21 protein-coding genes are annotated in these 21,991 nt (G+C 50.6%); all 21 read right to left on the bottom strand.

Annotation, left to right across the window (positions count from 1 at the left end; all coding sequences use genetic code 11):
• Nucleotides 1–5: 5 nt before the first annotated feature.
• The 21 genes from nusA to AC3ZPD_RS00410 all read right to left on the bottom strand — a co-directional run bounded on the left by nusA (nucleotide 6) and on the right by AC3ZPD_RS00410 (nucleotide 21,968).
• Complete coding sequence (nusA, locus tag AC3ZPD_RS00510) at nucleotides 6–1,103, bottom strand: transcription termination factor NusA (protein WP_490982310.1); 1,098 nt, start codon at nucleotides 1,101–1,103, stop codon at nucleotides 6–8.
• A gap of 49 nt (nucleotides 1,104–1,152) precedes the next feature.
• Entirely contained in the window at nucleotides 1,153–1,614 is a 462-nt protein-coding gene (gene rimP, locus AC3ZPD_RS00505) for a ribosome maturation factor RimP (RefSeq protein WP_490982309.1), read from the bottom strand.
• Nucleotides 1,615–1,819: 205 nt separating this feature from the next.
• On the bottom strand, nucleotides 1,820–6,142 hold the full coding sequence (locus AC3ZPD_RS00500) for a PolC-type DNA polymerase III (RefSeq protein WP_490982308.1): 4,323 nt from the start codon (nucleotides 6,140–6,142) through the stop codon (nucleotides 1,820–1,822).
• A 164-nt stretch (nucleotides 6,143–6,306) separates the two neighbouring features.
• Complete coding sequence (rseP, locus tag AC3ZPD_RS00495) at nucleotides 6,307–7,581, bottom strand: RIP metalloprotease RseP (RefSeq protein ID WP_490982307.1); 1,275 nt, start codon at nucleotides 7,579–7,581, stop codon at nucleotides 6,307–6,309.
• A 228-nt stretch (nucleotides 7,582–7,809) separates the two neighbouring features.
• The gene (locus AC3ZPD_RS00490; RefSeq protein WP_490982306.1) at nucleotides 7,810–8,955 is read right to left on the bottom strand and encodes a 1-deoxy-D-xylulose-5-phosphate reductoisomerase; all 1,146 of its coding nucleotides are present in this window, start codon (nucleotides 8,953–8,955) and stop codon (nucleotides 7,810–7,812) included.
• A 34-nt stretch (nucleotides 8,956–8,989) separates the two neighbouring features.
• The gene (locus AC3ZPD_RS00485; protein WP_490982305.1) at nucleotides 8,990–9,790 is read right to left on the bottom strand and encodes a phosphatidate cytidylyltransferase; all 801 of its coding nucleotides are present in this window, start codon (nucleotides 9,788–9,790) and stop codon (nucleotides 8,990–8,992) included.
• Nucleotides 9,791–9,812: 22 nt separating this feature from the next.
• Nucleotides 9,813–10,580 carry an undecaprenyl pyrophosphate synthase gene (gene uppS / locus AC3ZPD_RS00480; protein ID WP_490982304.1) on the bottom strand — a complete coding sequence of 256 codons (768 nt, stop codon included), beginning with the start codon at nucleotides 10,578–10,580 and terminating at the stop codon, nucleotides 9,813–9,815.
• Nucleotides 10,581–10,736: 156 nt separating this feature from the next.
• Complete coding sequence (frr, locus tag AC3ZPD_RS00475; protein WP_490982303.1) at nucleotides 10,737–11,291, bottom strand: ribosome recycling factor; 555 nt, start codon at nucleotides 11,289–11,291, stop codon at nucleotides 10,737–10,739.
• Nucleotides 11,291–12,019 (bottom strand): UMP kinase, encoded by a 729-nt coding sequence (gene pyrH / locus AC3ZPD_RS00470; protein WP_068694636.1) that lies wholly within the window; start codon nucleotides 12,017–12,019, stop codon nucleotides 11,291–11,293. Before pyrH ends, frr begins: the two co-directional genes overlap by 1 nt.
• 265 nt (nucleotides 12,020–12,284) lie before the next feature.
• The gene (gene tsf / locus AC3ZPD_RS00465) at nucleotides 12,285–12,935 is read right to left on the bottom strand and encodes a translation elongation factor Ts (RefSeq protein WP_490982302.1); all 651 of its coding nucleotides are present in this window, start codon (nucleotides 12,933–12,935) and stop codon (nucleotides 12,285–12,287) included.
• A gap of 119 nt (nucleotides 12,936–13,054) precedes the next feature.
• Nucleotides 13,055–13,753, bottom strand: coding sequence for a 30S ribosomal protein S2 (gene rpsB / locus AC3ZPD_RS00460; protein ID WP_490982301.1), 699 nt, complete (start codon nucleotides 13,751–13,753; stop codon nucleotides 13,055–13,057).
• 197 nt (nucleotides 13,754–13,950) lie between these two features.
• On the bottom strand, nucleotides 13,951–14,562 hold the full coding sequence (locus AC3ZPD_RS00455; RefSeq protein ID WP_490982300.1) for an endolytic transglycosylase MltG: 612 nt from the start codon (nucleotides 14,560–14,562) through the stop codon (nucleotides 13,951–13,953).
• Entirely contained in the window at nucleotides 14,559–15,137 is a 579-nt protein-coding gene (locus AC3ZPD_RS00450) for a hypothetical protein (protein WP_490982299.1), read from the bottom strand. Before AC3ZPD_RS00450 ends, AC3ZPD_RS00455 begins: the two co-directional genes overlap by 4 nt.
• Nucleotides 15,138–15,161: 24 nt before the next feature.
• Nucleotides 15,162–15,491 (bottom strand): hypothetical protein, encoded by a 330-nt coding sequence (locus AC3ZPD_RS00445; RefSeq protein WP_490982298.1) that lies wholly within the window; start codon nucleotides 15,489–15,491, stop codon nucleotides 15,162–15,164.
• An 81-nt stretch (nucleotides 15,492–15,572) separates the two neighbouring features.
• Nucleotides 15,573–16,979: a flagellar assembly protein A gene (locus AC3ZPD_RS00440; RefSeq protein ID WP_490982297.1), complete on the bottom strand. Its 1,407-nt coding sequence runs from the start codon at nucleotides 16,977–16,979 to the stop codon at nucleotides 15,573–15,575.
• 40 nt (nucleotides 16,980–17,019) lie between these two features.
• On the bottom strand, nucleotides 17,020–17,808 hold the full coding sequence (locus AC3ZPD_RS00435; RefSeq protein WP_490982296.1) for a FliA/WhiG family RNA polymerase sigma factor: 789 nt from the start codon (nucleotides 17,806–17,808) through the stop codon (nucleotides 17,020–17,022).
• Between the two features lie 15 nt (nucleotides 17,809–17,823).
• Nucleotides 17,824–18,234, bottom strand: coding sequence for a hypothetical protein (locus tag AC3ZPD_RS00430; RefSeq protein WP_490982295.1), 411 nt, complete (start codon nucleotides 18,232–18,234; stop codon nucleotides 17,824–17,826).
• A 3-nt stretch (nucleotides 18,235–18,237) separates the two neighbouring features.
• Entirely contained in the window at nucleotides 18,238–18,735 is a 498-nt protein-coding gene (locus tag AC3ZPD_RS00425) for a chemotaxis protein CheD (RefSeq protein WP_490982294.1), read from the bottom strand.
• The gene (locus AC3ZPD_RS00420; protein ID WP_490982805.1) at nucleotides 18,728–19,321 is read right to left on the bottom strand and encodes a chemotaxis protein CheC; all 594 of its coding nucleotides are present in this window, start codon (nucleotides 19,319–19,321) and stop codon (nucleotides 18,728–18,730) included. Before AC3ZPD_RS00420 ends, AC3ZPD_RS00425 begins: the two co-directional genes overlap by 8 nt.
• 38 nt (nucleotides 19,322–19,359) lie before the next feature.
• A complete protein-coding gene (locus AC3ZPD_RS00415; RefSeq protein ID WP_490982293.1) occupies nucleotides 19,360–19,821 on the bottom strand; it encodes a chemotaxis protein CheW in 462 nt (153 codons plus the stop codon).
• 50 nt (nucleotides 19,822–19,871) lie between these two features.
• Nucleotides 19,872–21,968 (bottom strand): chemotaxis protein CheW, encoded by a 2,097-nt coding sequence (locus tag AC3ZPD_RS00410; RefSeq protein ID WP_490982292.1) that lies wholly within the window; start codon nucleotides 21,966–21,968, stop codon nucleotides 19,872–19,874.
• Nucleotides 21,969–21,991 lie beyond the last annotated feature (23 nt).

Raw genomic sequence — 21,991 nt, 5'->3', positions numbered from 1 at the left:
TAAACTTAATCTACGGAGACGGAATCCTGCGGCATTTCTTCGCCATCCGAAATGGGTCTGCCAAATTCCTCTTCCGCCTGAGTTTCGCTCTTGATATCGATTTTCCAGCCGGTTAATTTTGCGGCAAGACGGGCATTTTGCCCTTTGATGCCGATCGCCAGGGAAAGCTGATAGTCAGGCACGATCACGCGGGCCATTTTCTCCGCTTCGAAAACCTGCACTTCAAGCACCTTCGACGGGCTCAGCGCGTTAGCCACGTATTCCTCTACATTTTCCGAATAACGGACGATGTCGATTTTTTCGCCGCGCAGCTCGTTTACAATTGTTTGTACCCGCTGGCCTTTAGGGCCGACGCAGGAGCCGACCGGATCGACCTCGGAATTGCGGGAAAATACGGCGATTTTTGAGCGGAAGCCAGCTTCGCGGGCCACGGATTTGATCTCCACGACACCGTCGTAAATTTCGGGAACTTCAAGCTCGAACAAACGTTTAAGCAATCCCGGATGGCTGCGGGACAACAGGATTTGAGGCCCTTTCGTTGTGTTCTCCACTTTAGTGATATAAGCTTTAATGCGGTCGTTATGTTTAAACTTTTCGTTAGGCATAAGCTCATTCAGCGGAAGGTGGGCTTCCACTTTGCCCAAATCCACATAAATATTGCGGAGATCCTGGCGCTGTACAATTCCCGTCACGATGTCTTCTTCTTTATCTACAAAAGCATTGTAGATCAACCCGCGTTCCGCTTCACGGATACGCTGGGTGACCACCTGCTTGGCGGTTTGCGCGGCGATGCGGCCAAAGTCACGCGGGGTAACTTCGATTTCCGCCACATCGTCGATCTGAAATCCGGGATGGATTTCACGGGCCGCAGGCAGCGAAATTTCCGTGCGGGGATCCAGCACCTCTTCCACCACCAGCTTGCGGGCAAACACCTTGATGCCGCCCGTATTGCGGTTCATATCCACACGCACGTTCTGGGCGGTGTTGAAATTCCGCTTGTAGCTGGAGATCAGCGCCGCTTCAATGGCTTCGAACAAAATATCCTTGCTGATCCCTTTCTCCCTTTCCAATTCATTTAAGGCCTCAATAAAATCCATACTCATTTGCCTCAAGCTCCCCCTTTCAAAATATGCCAGTTAAACCCATCCGCCTTTAAAAAATAATAGCCAGTCGTGCACTGGCGACTTTGCCGTATGGGATGTTGTGCTCTTTCTTGCCGACTTGAATAAGCAGCTCATCCTGCTCAAAAGAGAGAAGGCGCCCTTCAAATTCCTTCTGGCCGTTGACGGGTTCGTATGTAGTCACGAACACGTCTTTGCCGACGGCCTTCTTGACGTCTTCCGCTTTCTTCAACGGACGTTCCGCACCCGGAGAAGACACTTCCAGGAAATAAGCCGCAGGAATCGGGTCGTTCTTGTCCAACTGCTCGCTCAGAACCTCGCTGATCCGGCCGCAGTCATCAATATCGATGCCGCCTTCCTTATCCACGAAGACGCGAAGAAACCAGTTGCTGCCTTCCTTCACATACTCGACATCGACCAGTTCGAATCCGTTATCCTCCAGATAGGGCAAAATCATTTCTTCCACAGCCGCTTTAATCTTCGGTGTGCTCAATCTTTCAACCTCCATACCCTCATTCATCTATACCAAAGATTAAAGAGTGGGTTTCCCCACTCTTTAAACAACGGTTCTATCTTCATGATTGACAATAAAATTATAACATAATCCGTAAATAGTGACAAGTGAACGAACTTGACTGCGGAACCCGCAAAGCCTTATCCCACGCCCGTTTCGCGCTCTGCCGGGATGCAGCGGCCTGTTAAAACAAGGAAAGCTGGTTGCTTTCAGGCAATCCGCGGAAGCATCCGAGCTGACCAAGCAGCTCCACGATCGTTTTACTGGCTTTGGATTTCTGCTGGAAATCCTCGATGGACAAAAATTCGCCCTGATCTTTGGCTGCGGCAATATTTCGGGCCGCATTTTCGCCGATGCCGGCCAGCGCCGCAAACGGAGGAATCAGCGAGTCCCCGTCCACGATAAACTTGGTAGCGTCGGAACGGTACAAATCGATGCTCTTGAAGCTGAAGCCGCGCGCCGTCATTTCCAGCGCCATTTCCAGAATCGGCAGCATGCTTTTTTCTTTCGGCTGGGCCTGAAAGCCCTTTTGTTCGATTTCGTCGATTTTGCGGTTGATGGCTTCGTACCCTTGGCAGAACAGCTCGATATCAAAATCTTCGCCGCGGACCGAGAAATAGGTCGCATAATATTCGATCGGATGATACAGCTTAAAATAAGCGGTCCGGACGGCGGAAATAACGTAAGCAGCGGCGTGCGCCTTCGGGAACATGTATTGAATTTTCAGGCAGGAATCAATGTACCAGTTAGGGACCTTACACCGTTTCATTTCTTCAATCCATTCCGGCGTAAGCCCTTTGCCTTTACGGACGCTTTCCGTAATCTTAAAGGCCAAGCTGGCATCCATGCCCGCTTTGTAAATCAGGAACAGCATGATGTCGTCCCGGCAGCCGATTACGGTTTTGATGTTGCAGGTACCGTTTTTGATCAAATCCTGCGCGTTGCCGAGCCAAACGCCGGTTCCATGGGAAAGTCCGGAAATCTGAAGCAAGTCGGCAAATGAGGACGGCTGGGATTCGATCAGCATCTGCCGAACAAATTTGGTTCCCATCTCCGGGATCCCGTAAGTCGCTACCGGTGTCCGGATCTGATCCGGCCGGACGCCAAGCGCTTCCGTCGAGTTGAACATGCTCATCACTTTCGGGTCGTTCATCGGAATTGTGGTCGGATCCACGCCCGTCAAATCCTGCAGCATCCGCATCATCGTCGGATCATCGTGCCCCAGAATATCGAGCTTGAGCAGGTTGGCGTCAAAGGCGTGATAATCGAAGTGGGTCGTTTTCCATTCCGAGCTGGTATCGTCAGCCGGATATTGAACCGGCGTAATGTCGTCAACTTCCATATAATCCGGCACGACCACGATCCCGCCGGGATGCTGGCCGGTGCTTCGTTTTACGCCCGTACAGCCGGCAGCCAGGCGGTTCAGCTCGGCTCCCCGCCATTTCTTGCCGTGTTCCTCTTCGTATTTTTTCGCGAAGCCAAACGCGGTCTTCTCCGCGACCGTACCGATTGTTCCGGCGCGGAATACGCTTTTTTCCCCGAACAGCACCTTGGTATAGTTGTGCGCGTGCGGCTGGTATTCCCCGGAGAAGTTCAAGTCGATATCGGGAACCTTGTCCCCTTTAAAGCCCAGGAACGTTTCGAACGGAATATCCTGGCCTTCGCCTTTCAGCTTCTGTCCGCAGTTCGGACAGTCCTTGTCCGGCAGGTCAAAGCCGCTCGGCACGCTGCCATCCAAAAACCATTCGCTGTGGCGGCATTCCGGATTGCGGCAAATATAGTGGGCCGGCAAAGGATTAACTTCGGAAATGCCGAGGAACGTCGCGACCACGGACGAGCCGACGGAACCCCGGGAGCCGACGAGATAGCCGTCCTGGTTGGACTTTTTAACCAGACGCTCCGAAATTAGATAGTTCGCGGAGAAGCCGTATTTGATGATCGGCTCCAGTTCTTTTTCCAGACGGGCGACGACCACCTCCGGCAAATCCTCTCCGTAAATCGACTTGGCCGTGTTGTAGCAGGTATTGCGGATCTCCTCCTCCGCGCCATCGATAATCGGCGTAAACAGCTTGTCCGGGAACAGCTGGATTTCCTCAAAACGGTCGGCAAGCTCGGCCGTGTTGGTTACGACGACCTCCATCGCCTTGTCTTCACCGAGGAAAGCAAATTCCTTCAGCATCTCGTCCGTCGTGCGGAAGTGGGCGTCCGGCTTGCGGATATCCTTCAGCGGGCTGAACCCGGTGATGCCGTGAATCGTAATATCGCGGAAGATCTTGTCGCGCGGTTCAAGGTAGTGCACGTTCCCGGTCGCAATGACCGGCTTGTTCAGCTTGGCGCCGATGTCGCATACCTTGCGGATTGCGGTTTCCAGCTCCTCCACGCTGCCGACCAGTCCTTTGTCGACCAGATGCATATACATGGTCAGCGGCTGAATCTCCAGCACATCGTAAAACTCCGCAACCGCTTCGGCCTCCTCCACCGACTTGTTCAGCACGGTTTCGAAGAACTCGCCTTTTTCACAGCCGGATATGACCAGAAGGCCTTCGCGCAGCTCCTGCAGCAGCGTCTTCGGAATGGTAGGGACCCGGTTCATATGCTCGGTATGGGAAAGCGAAACCAGCTTGAACAGATTTTTTTTGCCGATCGCGTTTAAAGCATATATGCCGCTGTGAAACGGCCGTACATTGGACAAGTCTTTGCCTACATAATCGTTTAACCGGTCCAGCATCGTGATGCCCTGGATTTTCTCCGCATCCGACAGAAGGTTATTCATGATGTCGCACAGGGCCAAGGTATCATCGATCGCCCGGTGATGATTTTCCAGGGAAACTTTATATTTGGCGGCAAGCGTGTTGAGTCTGTGATTCTTCATGGTCGGGAACAGCATTCTGGCCAGCTCCAGCGTATCCATCACCGGATTGTCCATCGGCTCCATCCCCAGCTCCTTCAGCTTGGCATTGATGAAACCCACATCAAATCTCGCATTATGCGCCACCAAAATGCCGTCCCCGGCAAACTCCACAAACTCCTTCAGCACAGGTTCAACGTCGGGAGCGTCCCGTACCATCTCGTCGTTAATGTTGGTCAGCTGCTGAATATGATAAGGGATACGGACATGCGGGTTAACGAACGTCGTATACCTGTCGATTTCTTTGCCGTCGTTTATTTTAATGGCTGCAATTTCGATAATTTTATTCTGGGTCACCGACAAGCCGGTGGTCTCGATATCAAAAACGATATAAGTCGCGGTCTTCAGCTCCAGCGGTTTCGGGTTAAGCACAACGGCCACATCGTCATTCACGATATTTGCCTCCACGCCGTAAATCATTTTGATGCCGTTTTTCTTGGCGGCTTTGGCCGCGTCGGGATAACTCTGCACGCCGCCGTGGTCGGTGACGGCAATCGCTTTATGGCCCCATTTAGCGGCCATTTTGACGTATTGATCAATCGGCGTTACCGCGTCCATCGTACTCATGGTCGTATGCAGGTGGAACTCCACTCTTTTTTCAGCCGCATTATCTTTACGGGCAGCCGGGGCACCCACTTCGTGCAGATCGGATGGAATCATCACAAGCTCCGGGATTTGCATAAAACGGTCGTATTCGATCCGTCCGCGGGCTTTGACCCATTTTCCGTTGGCCAGCTTGCCCATGATTTTGAGGTCTTCCTTCGTTTTGGCGAACATCTTCATCTGCAGGGAATCCGTAAAATCGGTCAAATAAAAAGTAAACAAGGTGCTGCCATTGCGCAACTCTTTGCTGTCCAAGCCAAAAATCGTCCCTTGAATCGTTGCCTTCTTCTCTTCGTCCTGAATGTTTTGAAGCGGAATAGGCTGGTCTTTGATATCATAGCCGACCTGCAGCTTGACTTCTTCCCCGTCCGCTTCTTCGGCTTCGTAGGCCAGCTCCTGCTCGACGCTTTCCATCAGCTGCTGGATAGCTTCACGGTTCTCCTCGAGAACCCGCTGCTGAAATTCTTCGAACGCTTCGGCGCTGTTTTCGCCCGTCTGCAGCTTGACCCGGAGAGGAAGGGCAAAATATTTTTCATAAAAGGTGGCGATCGCCCGGTCTATCCCTTTCTTGCGCGCGAGCTCGAGAGACATGGAGTCCGTCAAAATGACCGTTACCAAATCTCCATCCACTTCAAATACCGCACGCGTCATCCAGCCGTTGACCGACGGAATTTCGCGCTGCACCCATTCGATGAACAGCTTCCAATATTCCTCAACGACGGATTTCGCCGTCAGGCTTGAGCCGTAGCGGAATTCGAAAGTGATTTTTGCAATATGCTCCAAGCGGTCCCGCACCTGCACGCAAAAGGTCCGGTATACCTGGGCCGGAACCAGCGTATCTTTCGCAATCGAAATTCTCCATTCCTTATTGGTCCGGCTCACCTCCACCTGCTCGATGTATCCATCCAGAAAATAAGGATCCACAATCGCGTTTGAAAGATCGGCCTGCTTCATCAGCAGCTCCAGTCGCGTTCTCTTGTCGTTCACACCGTTCATCCTCTTTCCCCCTTATTGCAAAAAAAGCTCCCGGCCCATGCCTTGTATTGCCTTAAGGCAGTATGATGCCGGAAGCCCTATTAACGGCCATGTCAGCTGTTAAAGCCGTTCACCGCCATTCCTTGCGTTTAACTCCGCAGCTGCGGACTCCCGAAAACTTAGAATCAGCCGCTGATCAATCTTAAGATGTCATTATAAGTTACAGCAATCATCAGCAGGAACAACATCGCAAACCCGATGAAATGGACCATGCCTTCCCGGTTCGGATCAATCGGTTTGCCCCGCAGCGCCTCGACGCCGAGGAAAACCAGCCGGCTTCCATCCAGAGCAGGAATCGGGAACAGGTTGAACAGCCCCAGATACAAGCTGAGAATCCCCGCCCACTGCGTCAGCTGGGCAATGCCCTGCTTGGCAATTTGGCCGGTCACCTGCGCCGTCCGTACAGGACCGCCCAGATCGTCCATCGAGAATTTATTGATTAACTGGCGGAAGCCCTGAAAAATCATTTTGGTCGTGTCCACCATCTGCACGCCGGCAATGCTGAAGGTTTCGCCAAAGCCGGCTTTACGTGTCGGCTGATAGCTGACGATCGTTGTTCCGACCTTGCCGCCTTCCTGGCCCGCCATGGCGCGAGGCGTGATTTTGACTTCAAGCTCCTGATCGCCGCGGCGGATTTTCCAGGTCATTGGCTTGTCCTGGGAAGCGCTGATCAGACCGATCATCTTGTCGGCATCGGTGCCGATAGCCTCTCCATTGATGCTTTCTATGATATCGCCTTTCTTAAGGCCGGTCTCCGCAGCCGGCATCCCTGCAGAAACATCCCCGATTTCGAGATGCGTCGGATCCAGGGGAACACCCGCCATTTGAATATGAAGCGCGAACAGCACGAAGGCCAAAACGAAATTCATCAACGGTCCCGCAAAAATCGCCATAGCCCGCTGGCCTACCGTTTTGCTTCCGTACTGCCGGTCTTTCGGCGCAATTTGCGTATCTTTGCCCTTAACCGTCAGCATGGCTTGTCTGTGAACCGGATAACTTTGTTGTTCTCCATCGACATCCAGCTCGATTTTCAGTTTTTCTTCCAGATCCACCGAAACGACTTCGCCGCGAATCACATTTTTCCGTGTATCCAGACGGTCCAGATAAATTTTGGTCACTTCATCGCCGGTCAGTCTGACGGCAACCGTTTGACCGGGTTCGATTTCAATAAGCTCCGGGTCCTCCCCGGCCATCCGGGCATAACCGCCGAAAGGCAGCAGCCTCAGTGTAAACTGGGTTTCGTTTCTTTTATACGAGAAAATTTTCGGGCCAAAACCGATCGCGAATTCGCGTACAAGAATCCCTGCACGTTTGGCGAAATAATAATGTCCCCATTCATGGACGGTAACGATGAGGAAAAACATCAGCACCGTCAATATAATAATCTGCAGCATTTCCAATCGAAAGCATCCTCCTTCGGGTCTCGTTCCTATGCGACCTGCAGGATTGTTTATCCCCAATCCGTCAGGTCAACTGATTTAACCGCCTTGTCTATAAAGTTTATCTTGGTGACAGCCTGGATATACCAACGCTGTTGTCCAAACGGCCGACGACTTTCAGAGAATTTATCTTCCAGCCCTCTAAGGGTCAAATCAGGCAGACGGAGGATCAAGAAACCCGGTTACAGGTTACAAACGCCCCGCTTTCTCCCTTGCCCACGCGTCCGTCGCTTCAATAGCTTCCAGATCCGGTTCAGCTACCACCTGGCGCTGATGCTCTTCAAGCACTTGTTCAAGGATGGTTTCGATCTGCAGGAAAGAAATTTCCTTGTTCAAAAAGCGGGCAACCGCGACCTCATTGGCAGCGTTATAAGCTGTTGGAGCTGTCCCACCTATCTTACCACATTCAAAGGCCAGTCTTAAACACGGGAAACGATCATAGTCCATTTCGCGAAAATGCAGCTGCCCCACCTTGGCCAAAGACAATCGCTGACCCGGTGACGCCATCCGCCGCGGATAAGTCAAAGCGTATTGGATGGGAACTCTCATATCCGGGGTTCCCAGCTGCGCAATAATGCTGCCGTCGATAAATTCCACATAGGAATGCACGATGCTCTCCGGATGCAGCAGCACCTGAATTTGTTCGTAAGGAACTCCAAACAGCCAGTGCGCTTCAATCACTTCAAGCCCTTTGTTGACCATGGTTGCGGAATCGATCGTTATCTTTGCGCCCATAGACCAGTTGGGATGTTTTAAAGCGTCTTCCACCGTCACGTCCGCCAGCTGGTCGCGCGTCAAATCCCTAAAGGACCCGCCCGACGCCGTCAGGGTGATGCTCGAAACGTCTTGAATCCGTTCTCCGTTCAGACTTTGGAAAACCGCGGAATGTTCGCTGTCCACCGGCAAAATGGATACCCCTTTGGAGGCAGCTAAATCCATAACCAAATGGCCTGCCGTGACCAGCGTTTCTTTATTGGCCAAACCGATTTGTTTTCCCGCTTCGATGGCGGCCAAAGTGGAACGCAAACCTACGCTGCCCATTACGGCCGTCACTACTACGTCCGCATCCGATCCAGCCGCCACTTCTATCAGACCTTCATTTCCGTAATAAAGCCGTGTACCGGCTGGAAGATAAGGTCTGATTTCATCCGCAAGCGCGGAGGTGCCAACCGATACTATACGCGGATTAAATTTTTGCACCTGCTCCAGCAAAAGTTTAACGTTTGTACCGCCAGCCAGCGCTTCAACCTGAAACTGATCGGGATGAGCCGCGGCGACATCCAGCGTTTGTGTACCGATGGAGCCGGTGGAACCGATAATCGCAATCTTTTTCATCTGTATACCTCAGTCCTCATCTTGGGGATATGTACTAATTCGGCAGCAGCAGCAGAAACTGGACAAACGGAAAAACGATGATCCAGCTGTCGCAGCGGTCCAGAATGCCTCCATGTCCAGGCAGCAGCTGGCCCGAATCCTTGATCCCGTATACGCGTTTATACGCGGATTGGATTAAATCGCCGATCTGTCCGACCACAGCCGCACAAGCGCCGATCAAAACTGCTCTTGGAATACCCAGCAGACCGCCCGAGGCCGCTGCAAAGATAACGGCCACCACAACGGCTATCACGACGCCCCCCAAAGCGCCTTCAACCGTTTTGTTCGGACTGATCGCCGGCCATAATTTCGTTCTGCCGATCGCTTTACCGACAAAATAAGCTCCCGCATCGCTGGCCCAGATGGAGCAAAGCAGCAGAAAGGTCCAAAACAGGCCGTGTCCATCCCCCGATTCCCGCATGCCGGAAATAGCCGAAAACCCGATTCCGACGTAAACGGAACCAAACAGCAGCAAGGCCGCTTCCTTAATCGAAAAACGGTTTTTGCTGAATACCGTCAGCGAGCCGAACAGCAGCATCAGCAGCCAGATCAAAGCGGACGAATCCCAATGAAAAGGCAGATGGAAATGGCCCCACGGCAGGAAAAACAAAACGACGCCAATATAACCTATAACCGCCGAAGCATTCCAGGGAGATACTCCCGTCATTTTTACAAACTCATAAAATCCGATAAGTGCCATCAGCAAAACCAGCAGCCCAAAAGGGGTCCCGCCGATCAGACATAATCCCAGAAAAAAAGCTCCCGCTATAATTCCGGTAATCAAACGCTGCTTCAAGCCTTTCCCTCCTTTCTCCAGGTTAGGTTAATCCACCGTATCTGCGCGTCCGGCGCTGAAATTCCGCAACCGCCGCAATGAGGTGCTCCTTGGTGAATTCAGGCCAATAGACATCGGAAAACCAAAATTCGCTGTAAGCGAGCTGCCACAGCATAAAATTGCTGAGACGGATTTCGCCTCCTGTACGGATCAGCAGATCCGGATCAGGCAATCCCGAAGTCAGCAGCCGCGAGGAAACCCAATCTTCATTCAGATCCTCCAGCCGAATTTCGCCGCTGGCCACTTCCTCTGCAGCTTTACGGATGCTGTCGGCAATTTCCCTGCGGCTTCCGTAATTCAGCGCAAAATTCAGGATCAAGCCCGTATTGTGTTCCGTCCGTTTGACCGCCTCTTCCATCGCGTCGATAGTATATTTAGGAAGGCCATCGATATGTCCCATCATTTTGACCTGGACATTTTTTTCGACCAGTTCATCCATTTCAAGCGCTAGAAACTCCTGCGGCAGCTTCATCAAAAAGTCAACTTCATCCTTGGGACGTTTCCAGTTTTCCGTTGAGAAAGCATACATCGTCAAATACTTGATGCCCAGCTCGTCGGCAGCGATCGTGGTCCTCTTTACGGCCTTCATGCCGTTTTGGTGCCCCACAATCCTCGGCATTCCCCTGCGGTTTGCCCAGCGGCCGTTGCCGTCCATAATAATGGCGACATGCTCAGGAATGTTGGCCGGATCCAAGCTGATAGGCGAATCCTGTTGTTCTTGCTTCCACCTTGGCCGAAATAGTTTTTTCATGATAATCCTCCATGCGGTGACAAGTAGTACGGCAGGCGTCCGCCTGTTCAGCCACAGTACCCGGGCGTGTAGCAGCTTCCGGAAACTGGGCAGCCGTTCCAGTAAAATCGAAAAAGAGACAAAACCCCACCATAATAGGAGGGGCGTCTTCGTCTCTTACACTTCCATAATTTCTTTTTCTTTGGCAGCGAGCACTTTATCGACTTCGGCAATAAACCTGTCGGTCGTTTTTTGAATATCTTCCTGGTGGCGGCGGGATTCATCTTCGGAGATGTCCGTCTTCTCCAGTTTTTTGATATCGTCGTTCGCGTCGCGGCGGATGTTGCGGATAGCCACTTTCGCTTCTTCGCCGAATTTTTTCGTCGTTTTCACCAGCTCCAAGCGGCGTTCTTCGGTTAAGGCCGGAATGACCAGGCGGATCGAAGTTCCGTCATTAGCCGGCGTCAGACCAAGGTCGGATTTCATAATGGCGCGCTCGATATCTGAGAGGGAGGATTTATCCCACGGCTGAATGAGCAGCGTCCGGGAATCCGGCGTATTGATATTCGCAAGCTGATTTACCGGTGTCGGCGCACCGTAATATTCGACTTGAACTCGATCCAGCAGCGAAGGAGTCGCTCTGCCGGCCCGAAGGGTCGCAAGATCTCTCTTCAGAGCCTGGATGGCTTTGTCCATCCGTTCTTCAGCGCTTTTTTTAATCGATTGAGGCATTAGTCTACACTCCCTTTTACGATCGTACCGATCTTCTCTCCAAGCACAACCCGCTTGATATTGCCTTGTTCTGTAATCGCAAACACAATCAGCGGAATGTTGTTGTCCATGCAAAGAGAAGATGCGGTGGAGTCCATAACTCCAAGGTTTTTGTTAAGTACTTCCAGATAAGTGAGCTGTTCGTATTTTTCGGCGGTCGGATCCACAAAAGGATCAGCAGAGTAAACGCCGTCCACTTTGTTTTTGGCCATCAGGATAACTTCCGCTTCAATCTCGGCGGCCCGCAGCGCTGCGGTTGTATCCGTGGAGAAAAACGGATTCCCTGTTCCTGCCGCAAAAATAACGACGCGCCCTTTCTCCAGATGGCGAATCGCCCGGCGGCGAATGTATGGTTCAGCAATTTGCTGCATGGCAATTGAAGTCTGCACACGGGTAGGCACATCAATTTGCTCAAGCGCATCCTGCAGAGCAAGCGAATTCATCAGAGTGGCAAGCATGCCCATATAGTCGGCCGTAGCGCGGTCGATGCCTTTGGCGCTGCCTGCGATGCCCCGCCAAATATTGCCCCCACCGCATACGATAGCGACCTGAACGCCAAGCTCTACCACATCTTTAACCTGCTGTGCAATCGATGTTATGGTCTCTGCGTCAATTCCGTAACCGTTTTGACCGGCGAGGGATTCCCCGCTGACTTTTAATACAACACGTTTGAATATAGGCTGTTCCAATGCAAACCCTCCACTTTCCAAGCGGCGAACCCCAAAGTTCGCCTCAGGTTAAAATAACCCCACAAAATGGCGCAAATGCCCTTAAGCTTATGCTACTACTTTGTGGGGATCTTAAACAATTAAAGATTATATTCGATAACTCCCCAAACAAAGTGGGGTTTGGCTCCAAGGAACGCCCAGATGCTGCGCGGGATCCCGAAATCTTTTTAAAAAAGAAGGAACACTTCGTGTTCCATCTCCTAAGTAAACCCATGTAAAGTTGCGATTAGTTTTTAACCTGAGCCATAACTTCTTCTACGAAGTTGTCGACTTTTTTCTCCAGACCTTCACCCAGTTCGTAACGAACGAAACGACGGATCGAGATGTTTTCGCCGATCGTGCTGATTTTTTCATTCAGCAAAGTAGCGATCGTTTTGTCCGGATCTTTAACGAACTGCTGGTCAAGCAAGCAGATTTCTTCGTAGAATTTGCCGATGCGGCCTTCTACCATTTTTTCAACGATTTTTTCTGGTTTGCCTTCGTTCAGGGCTTGAGCTTTCAAAATTTCTTTTTCTTTCTCCAGCTCTTCGGTAGGAACTTCTTCACGACGTACATATTTAGGGCTTACAGCCGCAATATGCATTGCGATGTCGCGAGCGAATTCTTTGAATTGGTCGGTTTTCGCAACGAAGTCTGTTTCGCAGTTGATTTCTACGAGAACGCCGATACGTCCACCAGCGTGGATGTAGGATTCAACAACGCCTTCAGTAGCGATACGGCCTGCTTTGTTAGCTGCTGCTGCCAGACCTTTTTCACGAAGGATTTCAGCGGCTTTAGTCAGGTCGCCGTTTGCTTCCTCCAAAGCTTTTTTGCAATCCAGCATACCTGCGCCAGTTTTTTCACGAAGTTCTTTTACGGATTTTGCGTCAACTGCCATTTTAAATTACCTCCAGATGAGTATATATTTTTTGCTTTAAAAAAAGGGTAGTGAAAGGTTTTTGCACCTACCAACCACCCTTTTTCATTTAATTTATCGGTTTATGGACAAAACTTCGATTAAGCAGTTGTTTGCTCGCCTTGATGAGCTTCGATTACTGCGTCTGCCATTTTACCAGTCAGCAATTTAACAGCGCGGATCGCGTCGTCGTTGCCTGGAATTACATAGTCGATTTCGTCCGGATCGCAGTTAGTATCAACGATACCTACGATTGGAATGCCCAATTTGCGAGCTTCTGCTACTGCAATACGCTCTTTGCGCGGATCGATAACGAACAATGCGCTTGGCAAACCTCTCATGTTTTTGATACCGCCCAGGAACTTCTCAAGACGATCTTTCTCTTTGCGGAGAAGGATAACTTCTTTCTTAGGCAGTACTGCAAAAGTGCCGTCCTCTTCCCATTTCTCCAAAGTTTTCAAACGATCGATACGTTTTTGAATCGTGGAGAAGTTAGTCAGAGTACCGCCGAGCCAACGTTGGTTAATGTAGTATTGACCAGCGCGTTCAGCTTCTTCTTTAACGGAATCTTGCGCTTGTTTCTTAGTGCCGACGAACAGGATTGTACCATTTTCTTCAGCAATGCTTTTTACAAAGTTGTAAGCTTCCTCAACTTTTTTGACCGTTTTTTGCAGGTCAATGATGTAAATACCGTTTCTTTCGGTGAAGATATAACGATCCATTTTCGGGTTCCAACGACGAGTCTGGTGACCGAAATGAACACCTGCTTCAAGCAGTTGTTTCATGGAGATTACTGCCATCTTCACGCACCTCCTAATTTGGTTTTATTTGATGCTCCTCCGGCGATTTCATCTCCCGCCAAGACTCTTCGGTATCACGCGAAAAGCACCCTTGACGAAATCCGTCAGCCGTGTGTTTTAACACCATCAATTAATATATCATAACAACTTGGGCCTTGCAACAAAATCCAACAAAAAGGACCGAAACCTTGAAACGATTACTTGACTTTAGTCGTAATTTTGTCGGTAATGCTTTTAAACGATTCGCCTTTTTTAAAGCTGTAGGTGCCCGTTTGAATTTTTCTGGAGGCATTCCATTCTTTAGCCTGCTGGATAAAAGAAGCCTGGTCGGAAATGACGCCAGCTTCTTTCAGTTGGGCAGCCACCTTCGTAAGGTTCGAGCCGGAAGCTATCTTGACCGTCACCTTCGTCGGCGCAGCTGGCACCGGAGAAGAGGACGGCTTCACAGCTGATGCGGCCGAGGGTTTGGCGACGGATGCCGCGGAGGGTTTGGCGACGGATGCCGCGGAAGGTTTGGCGGCCTCCGAAGGTGCGGCTGGAGCGGAAGGCTCAGCCGGTGAGCTTGGCGGTGCGGCAGACGCCGACGGCGCGGAAGGCGTACCCGATTTCTCTTTCCACTCCTGCTCGGTGAGTACTTGATCACTGTTGTCGTATACCTTAAGTCCTAAAGCTTCAGCCGCGCCCCGCACTTCGGCTTCCGTGTTCAGCGTTTGCGGCTGCGTCTGGGCAATATCCATCAATTGGAGCAGCAGGGCTCCGATAATAAGCCCGGCCCCCAAACCAAACAGGAACTGACGATTACGCATCATAGAGAGGACTCCTCTCTTTTAGCCAGCTGCAAAATCAGCTGCACTTCGCCACGGGCCATTCCTGTTGATTTGGCTACCAAATCTATGGACTTCCCTTGATCATACAAGCCGAACAGTTCGGGGTAGCGTTCGCGTACGGTCGGAATCACCGGCTCCGGTTGGTCCGGCTTCTCCTCCAAGAGAGGTTCGTCGGCAGATGCCGCCTGCAGGACAGCAGCCTGCAGGACGTCGTTACCGGGACCTCCGGACTGTTTTTCCCATTGTTCCAGACGCGCTTCAAGAACAAGATTTTGTTTTTCATACTGCTGAAGCCGGTTACGGAGCTCCGTGATCTGTTCCTGCTGCGAGAGCTGCTTGGATAAGGTCTCCTGCTTCATATCCGCGATCAGGCCGATGATCTCCTCGTTGTCCCGCTCCATTTCAGCCATGAACTGTTCCAGCGTTTCTTCCATATTAGCGGCATTAGCGGCTTGCCCGGATGCGGAAGTCTGCTGCCTGATTTTGGGCTGCATCCAGCCGTAAAGAATGGCCGCCAATCCTAATAAAACAATATAAACCCAAGGGCTCCAAGACAATATTCTCACCTTTTGCATTTCAAATTAGAAAGAGAAATCAATATGTTTTCCCTTATACGGATGTTCGGCCGGGTGCGGCTGCAGAGGCCCTCCGTCTTCCTGGCCCGCCTGTTTTCGATCCCCAAGGCGGTTTTCCCGGCCGGAAAAATCCGATTCGTTTCGCTCCCTCAGCTCTGATTTAGGAGAATCCTCCACCTCGCTGCTCCGAATTCTCTGCAATTCCGTTTCCTTTGCATGCCCTGCGGCAAGCAGCTGCTGCTCTACAGCGGGTCTGGACTGCTGCTCCTGCTGGATGCGGCCGGCCTCGCTTGTCCGCGGTACGGCAATTTGAAGTTCCACCGCTTTTAAATCCATACCCTCACCCCGATAAGTGACGTTTAGATGTGTATGAATCCTGCAAACTCACTCTTTTGAAAGCTTTCAAGTCAGCGGCGTTTAAATATTAGGAGTCATGCTGATATCGCCTTCACTGTAGGAAAAGCTCATATTGGAAATAGGATCTTTAACAAATTTGGTGTATCTTCCGATAACAATTTTAGAGCCTCCGTAAATGGTTTTGATAACCTTCACTTTAGCTCTTCCTGTATCCTCCAGCGTCTTCTCGATTTCCAGAATACGCTCTTTGTTATCTGCCAGTTCTCTTATTGACGTTTTTTTGGTCAAGGTGAGCTTGGAACGGAGCGCCAGCTTATCGTTTGTCAGTTTGCCTATAGAGGCAAGCTGGTCCAGCAGGGCCAAAGCTTTTTCCGTTTTATCAAGCGATTCGACCAATTCTTTCACCTGTACACGCAGTTCCGTCAATTCATTCCGCAATTCCGGGAGGACACCGACTTCAATTACCGTTGTCGTAGACATAGGATTGCCGATCGTACGGGCGTTTACGGTTTCGCCCGCCTGAATGTGGCCGCCTACAATCAAACCTTTTGCGCCATTGCACAGCACTTCCCCGCCTGCTCTGACGTTGGAATGCATAATGCTTTGCGAAACGACCACGTTTGCGCCGGCCTCCACGTTAGCATCCTGGATGAAGGAGCTCCTCACGTTCTGACCGGCTTTCACTAGACCTTTGTTGTAACCGATAATACCGCCCGCTATTTCAATGGATCCCTCGGCCTCAAGCTCAGCGCCTTCTACGCCTCCAGTTACCCTGATATCACCGGCCGCTGCGATTTTAAATCCGGTGAGCACATTTCCGCGCACGACTACCGTACCGACAAAATGAATGTTGCCGATGCTGTAATCTACATCTCCGTTAATTTCATACACGGGAAAAACATTGATTTTTTCTTTTTCAGTCAACGTGACCAAGCCGTCGATCGCTGCATAAAGCGCTTCATTATCACCGACGACAACTACGTTTTTACCGACTTTAAAACGGGCTTCTTTCCCCGCTTTAAAAGGAACCTCCTGTCCGGTAATATCGGTTCCCGTCCGTCCCGGAAGCGCGGGCTCCCGCGTGGCAATCAGCTGACCTTTCGTCACATTATTGAGTCGGGTTATTTCTTTGTAATCAACTCTTCCGTCCTCCACCTCCAAGGGTTGGGGACCTTTGCTGTGGATGTCGAACGCATAAATGATTTTCCCGTCTATTCCGTCTGTCGGCGGTTCGCCAAAAGCAATGGGGGTACGGCTGCGAGAGTAGTCCACCGGATTCTGCACGATTCTTTGGACAATTTCAAGCTGAATGCCATAATGGATTCCATTAGCCCTAATTAGGCTAATAAGCTGCTCTTCGCTGAAGTTGACATCGCTGCTAATCTCGGATAATTCCAGGTAAGCATTCATTTTATCGTCCGATATTACGACGCTGACCAATTTCTCAAGATCCTCAAGCTGCTTCATAAACCCTTTCTCCTCTCAATGACCATTGGTTACATCCAGATTAATCCTCCTGCATTAATAAATTTCTGCTTTTCTCCAGAGTGGCACGAAGCCGCAAGATAGCTTTCGAATGAAGCTGTGAAATACGAGAAGGAGACAGGGACATGACTTCGGCAATTTCACTCAGGGAAAGGTCTTCATAATATAATAAAGAGACAACGGTACGTTCTTTTTCCGTCAGCTTCTCGATTCCTTTAGTTAGTGATTCCTGCAAAAAAAATTCACGCACTTTATAGTCCGGATTTTTGGCCTTGTCGTCAACAAGCATCGACATCCGGGTTTCCGACTCTTCCTCACGGATCGGATCTTCCAGTGAACAAAGCGTCATTACGGCCACTTCCTGAAGCATCTGCTGAAACTCTCTTTCGGAAACGTCCAGGTACTGGCTCATTTCCTCATCGGTAACCGTACGCAAATATTTCTGTTCCAGCTTTTGATAACCTTCTTCTATCTTTTTGGCCTTTTCTCTGACCGAACGGGGAACCCAGTCCCCTTGACGAAGACCATCCAAAATGGCGCCTCTTACTCGCCATGAGGCATAGGTCTCAAACTGCAAACCTCTTTTGTAGTCAAACTTTTCGACGGCATCCATAAGACCCATGACACCATTGCTAAACAGGTCATCTTTGGAAATATTCCGCGGAAGACCTACAGCCAAACGTCCGGATACATAGTCCACAATATTTAAATATTTTTCTATCAGTTCTTTCTTCGCTTCTAGGTCGCTGTTTTCCTTCCATCTCTCCCATAAATCGGCGTAGCCGAGAGGAGAATTTTTTCGTTCACTCACTAAATTTCACCCTCTCTAGTCTTCTGTCAGGTGACGGACAGCTTTTGCAAGCTCTTCTGGATCCCGATCAGCGGTTTTAACAAGACGCGGAGGATTAAGAGGTTCAAACTCTGCCGAACCCTGATTCGCCTCGGAGGGTTTCAGCATGTCGTTAATAGCCTCATTTTCGTCCGGCGTCGTCAAATCAACCCGGAGGCCTTTTTCTTCTTCCCTGCCGGATGAAGGGCTTTCTCCCCCAGAAGCCGGATCTGTCTTGGACAGACCCAACATCCAGCGAACGGCGAAAGCAAGCAGGAACCAGATTACGAAAGCAATAAGGCTGCGTATTACTGAGGTGATCAATAAGTTATGAGATGAAGAAACAAGAAACGTCAGTATAAAACCGGCTGCGCCAAATAACCAGTTAAAAATCATTTTTCCTGCCATAAGCTACAATTCCTTTATTCCCATTTGTACACTGCGTATGAATAATATACCCGTTTGACAATCCAGCTCTATCGTTCTGCCAAAATTTCCTCCGGTGTCTTCCGCAAGAAGCGGCACTCCCAGCTTTTCCAAGCAAGCTTTGCAGGATTCCACATTCCTCGGGCCAATCCGCATGGTATCCCCGCCGCCGGAAAAAGCAAACATCTGAGAACCTCCCGCCATTTTGGCCACAAGACGCCGGGCAGATGCCCCCATTTGCAAAAACTGCTCGTAAAGAGCCGGTACGGCTGTATCCGCATATTTGGCCAGGTTGAGTGACCCTTCTTTGGCGATTTCCGAAGAAGGAAGCATGACATGGGCCATCCCCGCCAGCTTAAGCTCCGGATCAAATAAAGTAAGGCCTACACACGAACCGAGTCCAGTTGTTCGAATCAAACCTTGGGAACGGACGGTTCCCATCTCAGCCATTCCGACTTTAACGACAGGCTGCTCCTCAATCATGGTCCGTAGGTACTCCCAAAGCTGAAAAGATCTGCTCGAACGATTCCGGATCCGGGATGAGGAAAAATTGCCCCTCCACTTCATGTTGTCCTTCAATAAAGGTTGTATCAATCAAAAGGGCGTCGTTTCCCATTTCCCCAAACTGGAGCAGCCCGTAGCTCAAAATGGCGCCAGCCATGTCCATCGCCACTGCAGGTACCGTCGGGCTCATGCTCAGTTTCGTAAAATCGGCCAGGGAAGACAGATAGGATCCCGCCAGAATATTGCCGATTTCAGAGATGGCCGACCACTCCATCTCTGAAAACGTTTCTTCATCCGATACTTCGATGGCGGCAAGGCGGTGGAGCAGCCTTTTAGCCGCGTCCGGCGTCAGGATGAAAAACAGATTGCCCGGCGCTTCGCCTTCTACGCGGAAAAACACCGCCAAGACGATATTTTCCGCACCGCCCACTTTCTCGGCAATTTCGTCAAAAGGAAGCAGTTGTACTTTCGGCACGGCCATATCGATGGGTTTGTCCAGCAAACGTGAAAGAGCGGTAGCGGCGTTGCCCGCGCCGATGTTTCCGACCTCTTTAAGCACGTCCATTTTGAAATCCGCAAACCCTTTAAAAAGGTCCTTCAAACTTAAGCCTCAATGCCTTCAAGCTGGATAATTTCGCTTTTGTTCAGCACTTCGGACAGATTCAGCATGATCAGAAGGCGATCTTCCGAAATACGGGCAACTCCGTCCAGATATTTCGCTTTAACTCCGCCGACCACTTCCGGCGGCGTATCGATCACATCCGTATCCAAGTCGATAACGTCATTCGCTGAATCGACGATGAAGCCCACCTGCATATCTTCCACCGAAACGATGATAATCCGCGTCTGATCCGTCGCTTCCGTTTCAGGCAAACCGAAACGTCCGCGCAAATCAATAACCGGAATCACGACACCGCGAAGATTGACTACCCCTTTTACAAAAGAATACGTTTTAGGTACACGAGTAATCGGCAGCATGCGCTCAATCGTTTCTACCTTGTCGACGTCAATCCCGTACTCTTCAGAACCCAATTTAAATACGATTACCTTTAATTCCTGTCCCATGCTTAATTCCTCCTCGTCTTGTCAATCGGTTAAACTCACTGTTATTCCTGTTATTTGATAAATGCGTTAGGATCAATAATCAAAGCCACTTGGCCGTCGCCCAGGATTGTTCCTCCGGCAACTCCCTCAACCGCAGGCAAATATTTGCCCAGGGTTTTAATGACGATTTCGCTTTGACCGATAAATTCTTCCACCGTCAATGCAGCAACGCGGTCCCCTTTTCGAATGACAACAATTTCGGTTTCCTCTTCGTTTTCTTCGTCAAAGCCGGGAATATCAAAAATATGTTTCAAAGACATAATCGGAATATTGGAATTCCGGTAAGGAATCATCTTGTAGCCATGCACTTCACGGATCTGCGATCGTTTGATCAGGCCCGTTTCCACGATTGAGGAAAGCGGAATCGCATATTTCTCGTCACCGGTTTTAATCAGCATGGCCGAAATGATCGACAAGGTCAGCGGCAGCTGAACGGAAAATTTGGAGCCTTGTCCAAGCGTTGACGTGACCTGAACCGTACCGCCCAGCGATTCAATTTTGGATTTCACCACGTCGAGGCCTACTCCGCGTCCGGAGATATCGGAAATTTTCTCCGCAGTGCTAAAGCCCGGAGCGAACAGGAGCAAAGCTACTTCATCGTCGCTCATCGTGCTGGCCTCTTCTTCGGTGAGGATGCCGTTCTTAATCGCTCTGGCCGCCACCCGATGGCGATCGATACCGTTGCCGTCATCGGTAATTTCAATGAAGACATGGTTCCCGCTGTGGAAAGCCTTCAGATGGACAGTACCCGTTTCCGGCTTGCCGGCTGCAACCCGGTCGTCGATCGTTTCGATGCCGTGGTCAACCGCATTTCTTAACAAGTGGACGAGCGGATCGCCGATTTCGTCGATGACGGTCCGGTCAAGCTCTGTTTCAGCACCTGTAATCACAAGGTCGATTTTTTTGTTCAGCGATTTAGCTAAGTCCCGAACCATGCGCGGGAACCGGTTAAACACGGTATCCACCGGCACCATCCGCAGCTTCAGAACCACGTTCTGTAAATCACCGCTGACTCTTGTCATGTGCTCAACCGTTTCGGTCAAGTCGTTCCTTTTGATTTCGCCAGCCAGCTGCTCCAGTCTGACACGGTCGATCAGCAGTTCGCTGAACAGATTCATCAGCACGTCCAGACGTTCAATATCGACGCGGATAGTGCGGGAAGGTGCAGGCGCTCCGCCTGCAGCCGGTTTCTTGGCTGCTGCTTCCTTCGTAGACTGGGCTTGGGCTGCAGGAGCGGAGGTTGCCGCATCCGTTTGCGGAGCAGCCGCAGCAGGAGGTGCATCCGGCGTTTCTACTGTCGGAGCCGCTTGGCTGCTGGCTGACGAAACCAGCTGGGATAGAGATTCTTTGTCCAAAGGTACTACGTTAGCCGATCCGATTTCCGAAACGTTCATGATCATGCCTTCGAGGTCGGCGGCATCCTTCTGTGTTATGTAATACAAGGAAAAGCTTCGGTCGAACTTTTCTTGCTCAATGTCCTGTACAGTCGGATAGGATTTGATCACTTCTCCGAAACGTTCCAGGAGATCGAACACCATATAAGCGCGTACTGCTTTAAGTTGACAATCTTCACGAATCGTTACTTCAATATAATGGGCCTTGTGCCCTTCGCTAATGGACTGCTCCAAAATGGACTGCTGGAATTCATCAAGCTCAAGTGCTGCTTTCATAGAGTCGTCTGCCGAAGAAGTCCCTGCAGTCTTTCCTGCCGCAGCCGCCCCTGGTTTCTCTCCGCGGACAATCGCCTGAAGATTATCCACAATGGAAGATACGTCCGCTTTGCCTGCGCCGCCCTCGGTGATATCCTGCACCATCGATTGAAGTGCATCCAAGCTTTTAAACAAGGTGTCAAAAATAAAGTCCTGCATTTTCAGTTTGTCGTTACGAACCAGGTCCAGAACGTTCTCCATTTGGTGAGTCAAGGACGCCAGATCTTCAAACCCCATCGTGGCAGCCATCCCCTTCAGCGTATGCGCCGAACGGAAAATAACTTGAACGATAGCAATGTCTTCCGGATTGTTCTCAAGCTCGAGCATGTTTTCGTTTAGGGACTGTAAGTGATCATTCGACTCATCAATAAACATGGATAAATATTGATTCATGTCCATGGCGAGCACCTCCTCCAAGGGAT

This window comes from Paenibacillus mobilis (assembly GCF_058267595.1).
The sequence above is the reverse complement of the archived record's forward strand: the minus strand, read 5'-3'. Positions and strand labels throughout refer to the sequence as shown.

What these genes read in the sequence shown, in the direction of transcription:
- AC3ZPD_RS00500 (WP_490982308.1), bottom strand. Translation starts at nt 6,142, where the DNA reads ATGAACGGTGTGAACGACAAGAGAACGCGACTGGAGCTGCTGATGAAG.
- AC3ZPD_RS00410 (WP_490982292.1), bottom strand. Translation starts at nt 21,968, where the DNA reads ATGGACATGAATCAATATTTATCCATGTTTATTGATGAGTCGAATGAT.
- AC3ZPD_RS00440 (WP_490982297.1), bottom strand. Translation starts at nt 16,979, where the DNA reads ATGAAGCAGCTTGAGGATCTTGAGAAATTGGTCAGCGTCGTAATATCG.
- frr (WP_490982303.1), bottom strand. Translation starts at nt 11,291, where the DNA reads ATGCCTCAATCGATTAAAAAAAGCGCTGAAGAACGGATGGACAAAGCC.
- tsf (WP_490982302.1), bottom strand. Translation starts at nt 12,935, where the DNA reads ATGGCAGTTGACGCAAAATCCGTAAAAGAACTTCGTGAAAAAACTGGC.
- rpsB (WP_490982301.1), bottom strand. Translation starts at nt 13,753, where the DNA reads ATGGCAGTAATCTCCATGAAACAACTGCTTGAAGCAGGTGTTCATTTC.
- AC3ZPD_RS00445 (WP_490982298.1), bottom strand. Translation starts at nt 15,491, where the DNA reads ATGGATTTAAAAGCGGTGGAACTTCAAATTGCCGTACCGCGGACAAGC.
- uppS (WP_490982304.1), bottom strand. Translation starts at nt 10,580, where the DNA reads ATGAAAAAACTATTTCGGCCAAGGTGGAAGCAAGAACAACAGGATTCG.
- AC3ZPD_RS00455 (WP_490982300.1), bottom strand. Translation starts at nt 14,562, where the DNA reads ATGATGCGTAATCGTCAGTTCCTGTTTGGTTTGGGGGCCGGGCTTATT.
- AC3ZPD_RS00490 (WP_490982306.1), bottom strand. Translation starts at nt 8,955, where the DNA reads ATGAAAAAGATTGCGATTATCGGTTCCACCGGCTCCATCGGTACACAA.
- AC3ZPD_RS00425 (WP_490982294.1), bottom strand. Translation starts at nt 18,735, where the DNA reads ATGATTGAGGAGCAGCCTGTCGTTAAAGTCGGAATGGCTGAGATGGGA.
- nusA (WP_490982310.1), bottom strand. Translation starts at nt 1,103, where the DNA reads ATGAGTATGGATTTTATTGAGGCCTTAAATGAATTGGAAAGGGAGAAA.
- AC3ZPD_RS00420 (WP_490982805.1), bottom strand. Translation starts at nt 19,321, where the DNA reads ATGGACGTGCTTAAAGAGGTCGGAAACATCGGCGCGGGCAACGCCGCT.
- AC3ZPD_RS00430 (WP_490982295.1), bottom strand. Translation starts at nt 18,234, where the DNA reads ATGGCAGGAAAAATGATTTTTAACTGGTTATTTGGCGCAGCCGGTTTT.
- AC3ZPD_RS00415 (WP_490982293.1), bottom strand. Translation starts at nt 19,821, where the DNA reads ATGGGACAGGAATTAAAGGTAATCGTATTTAAATTGGGTTCTGAAGAG.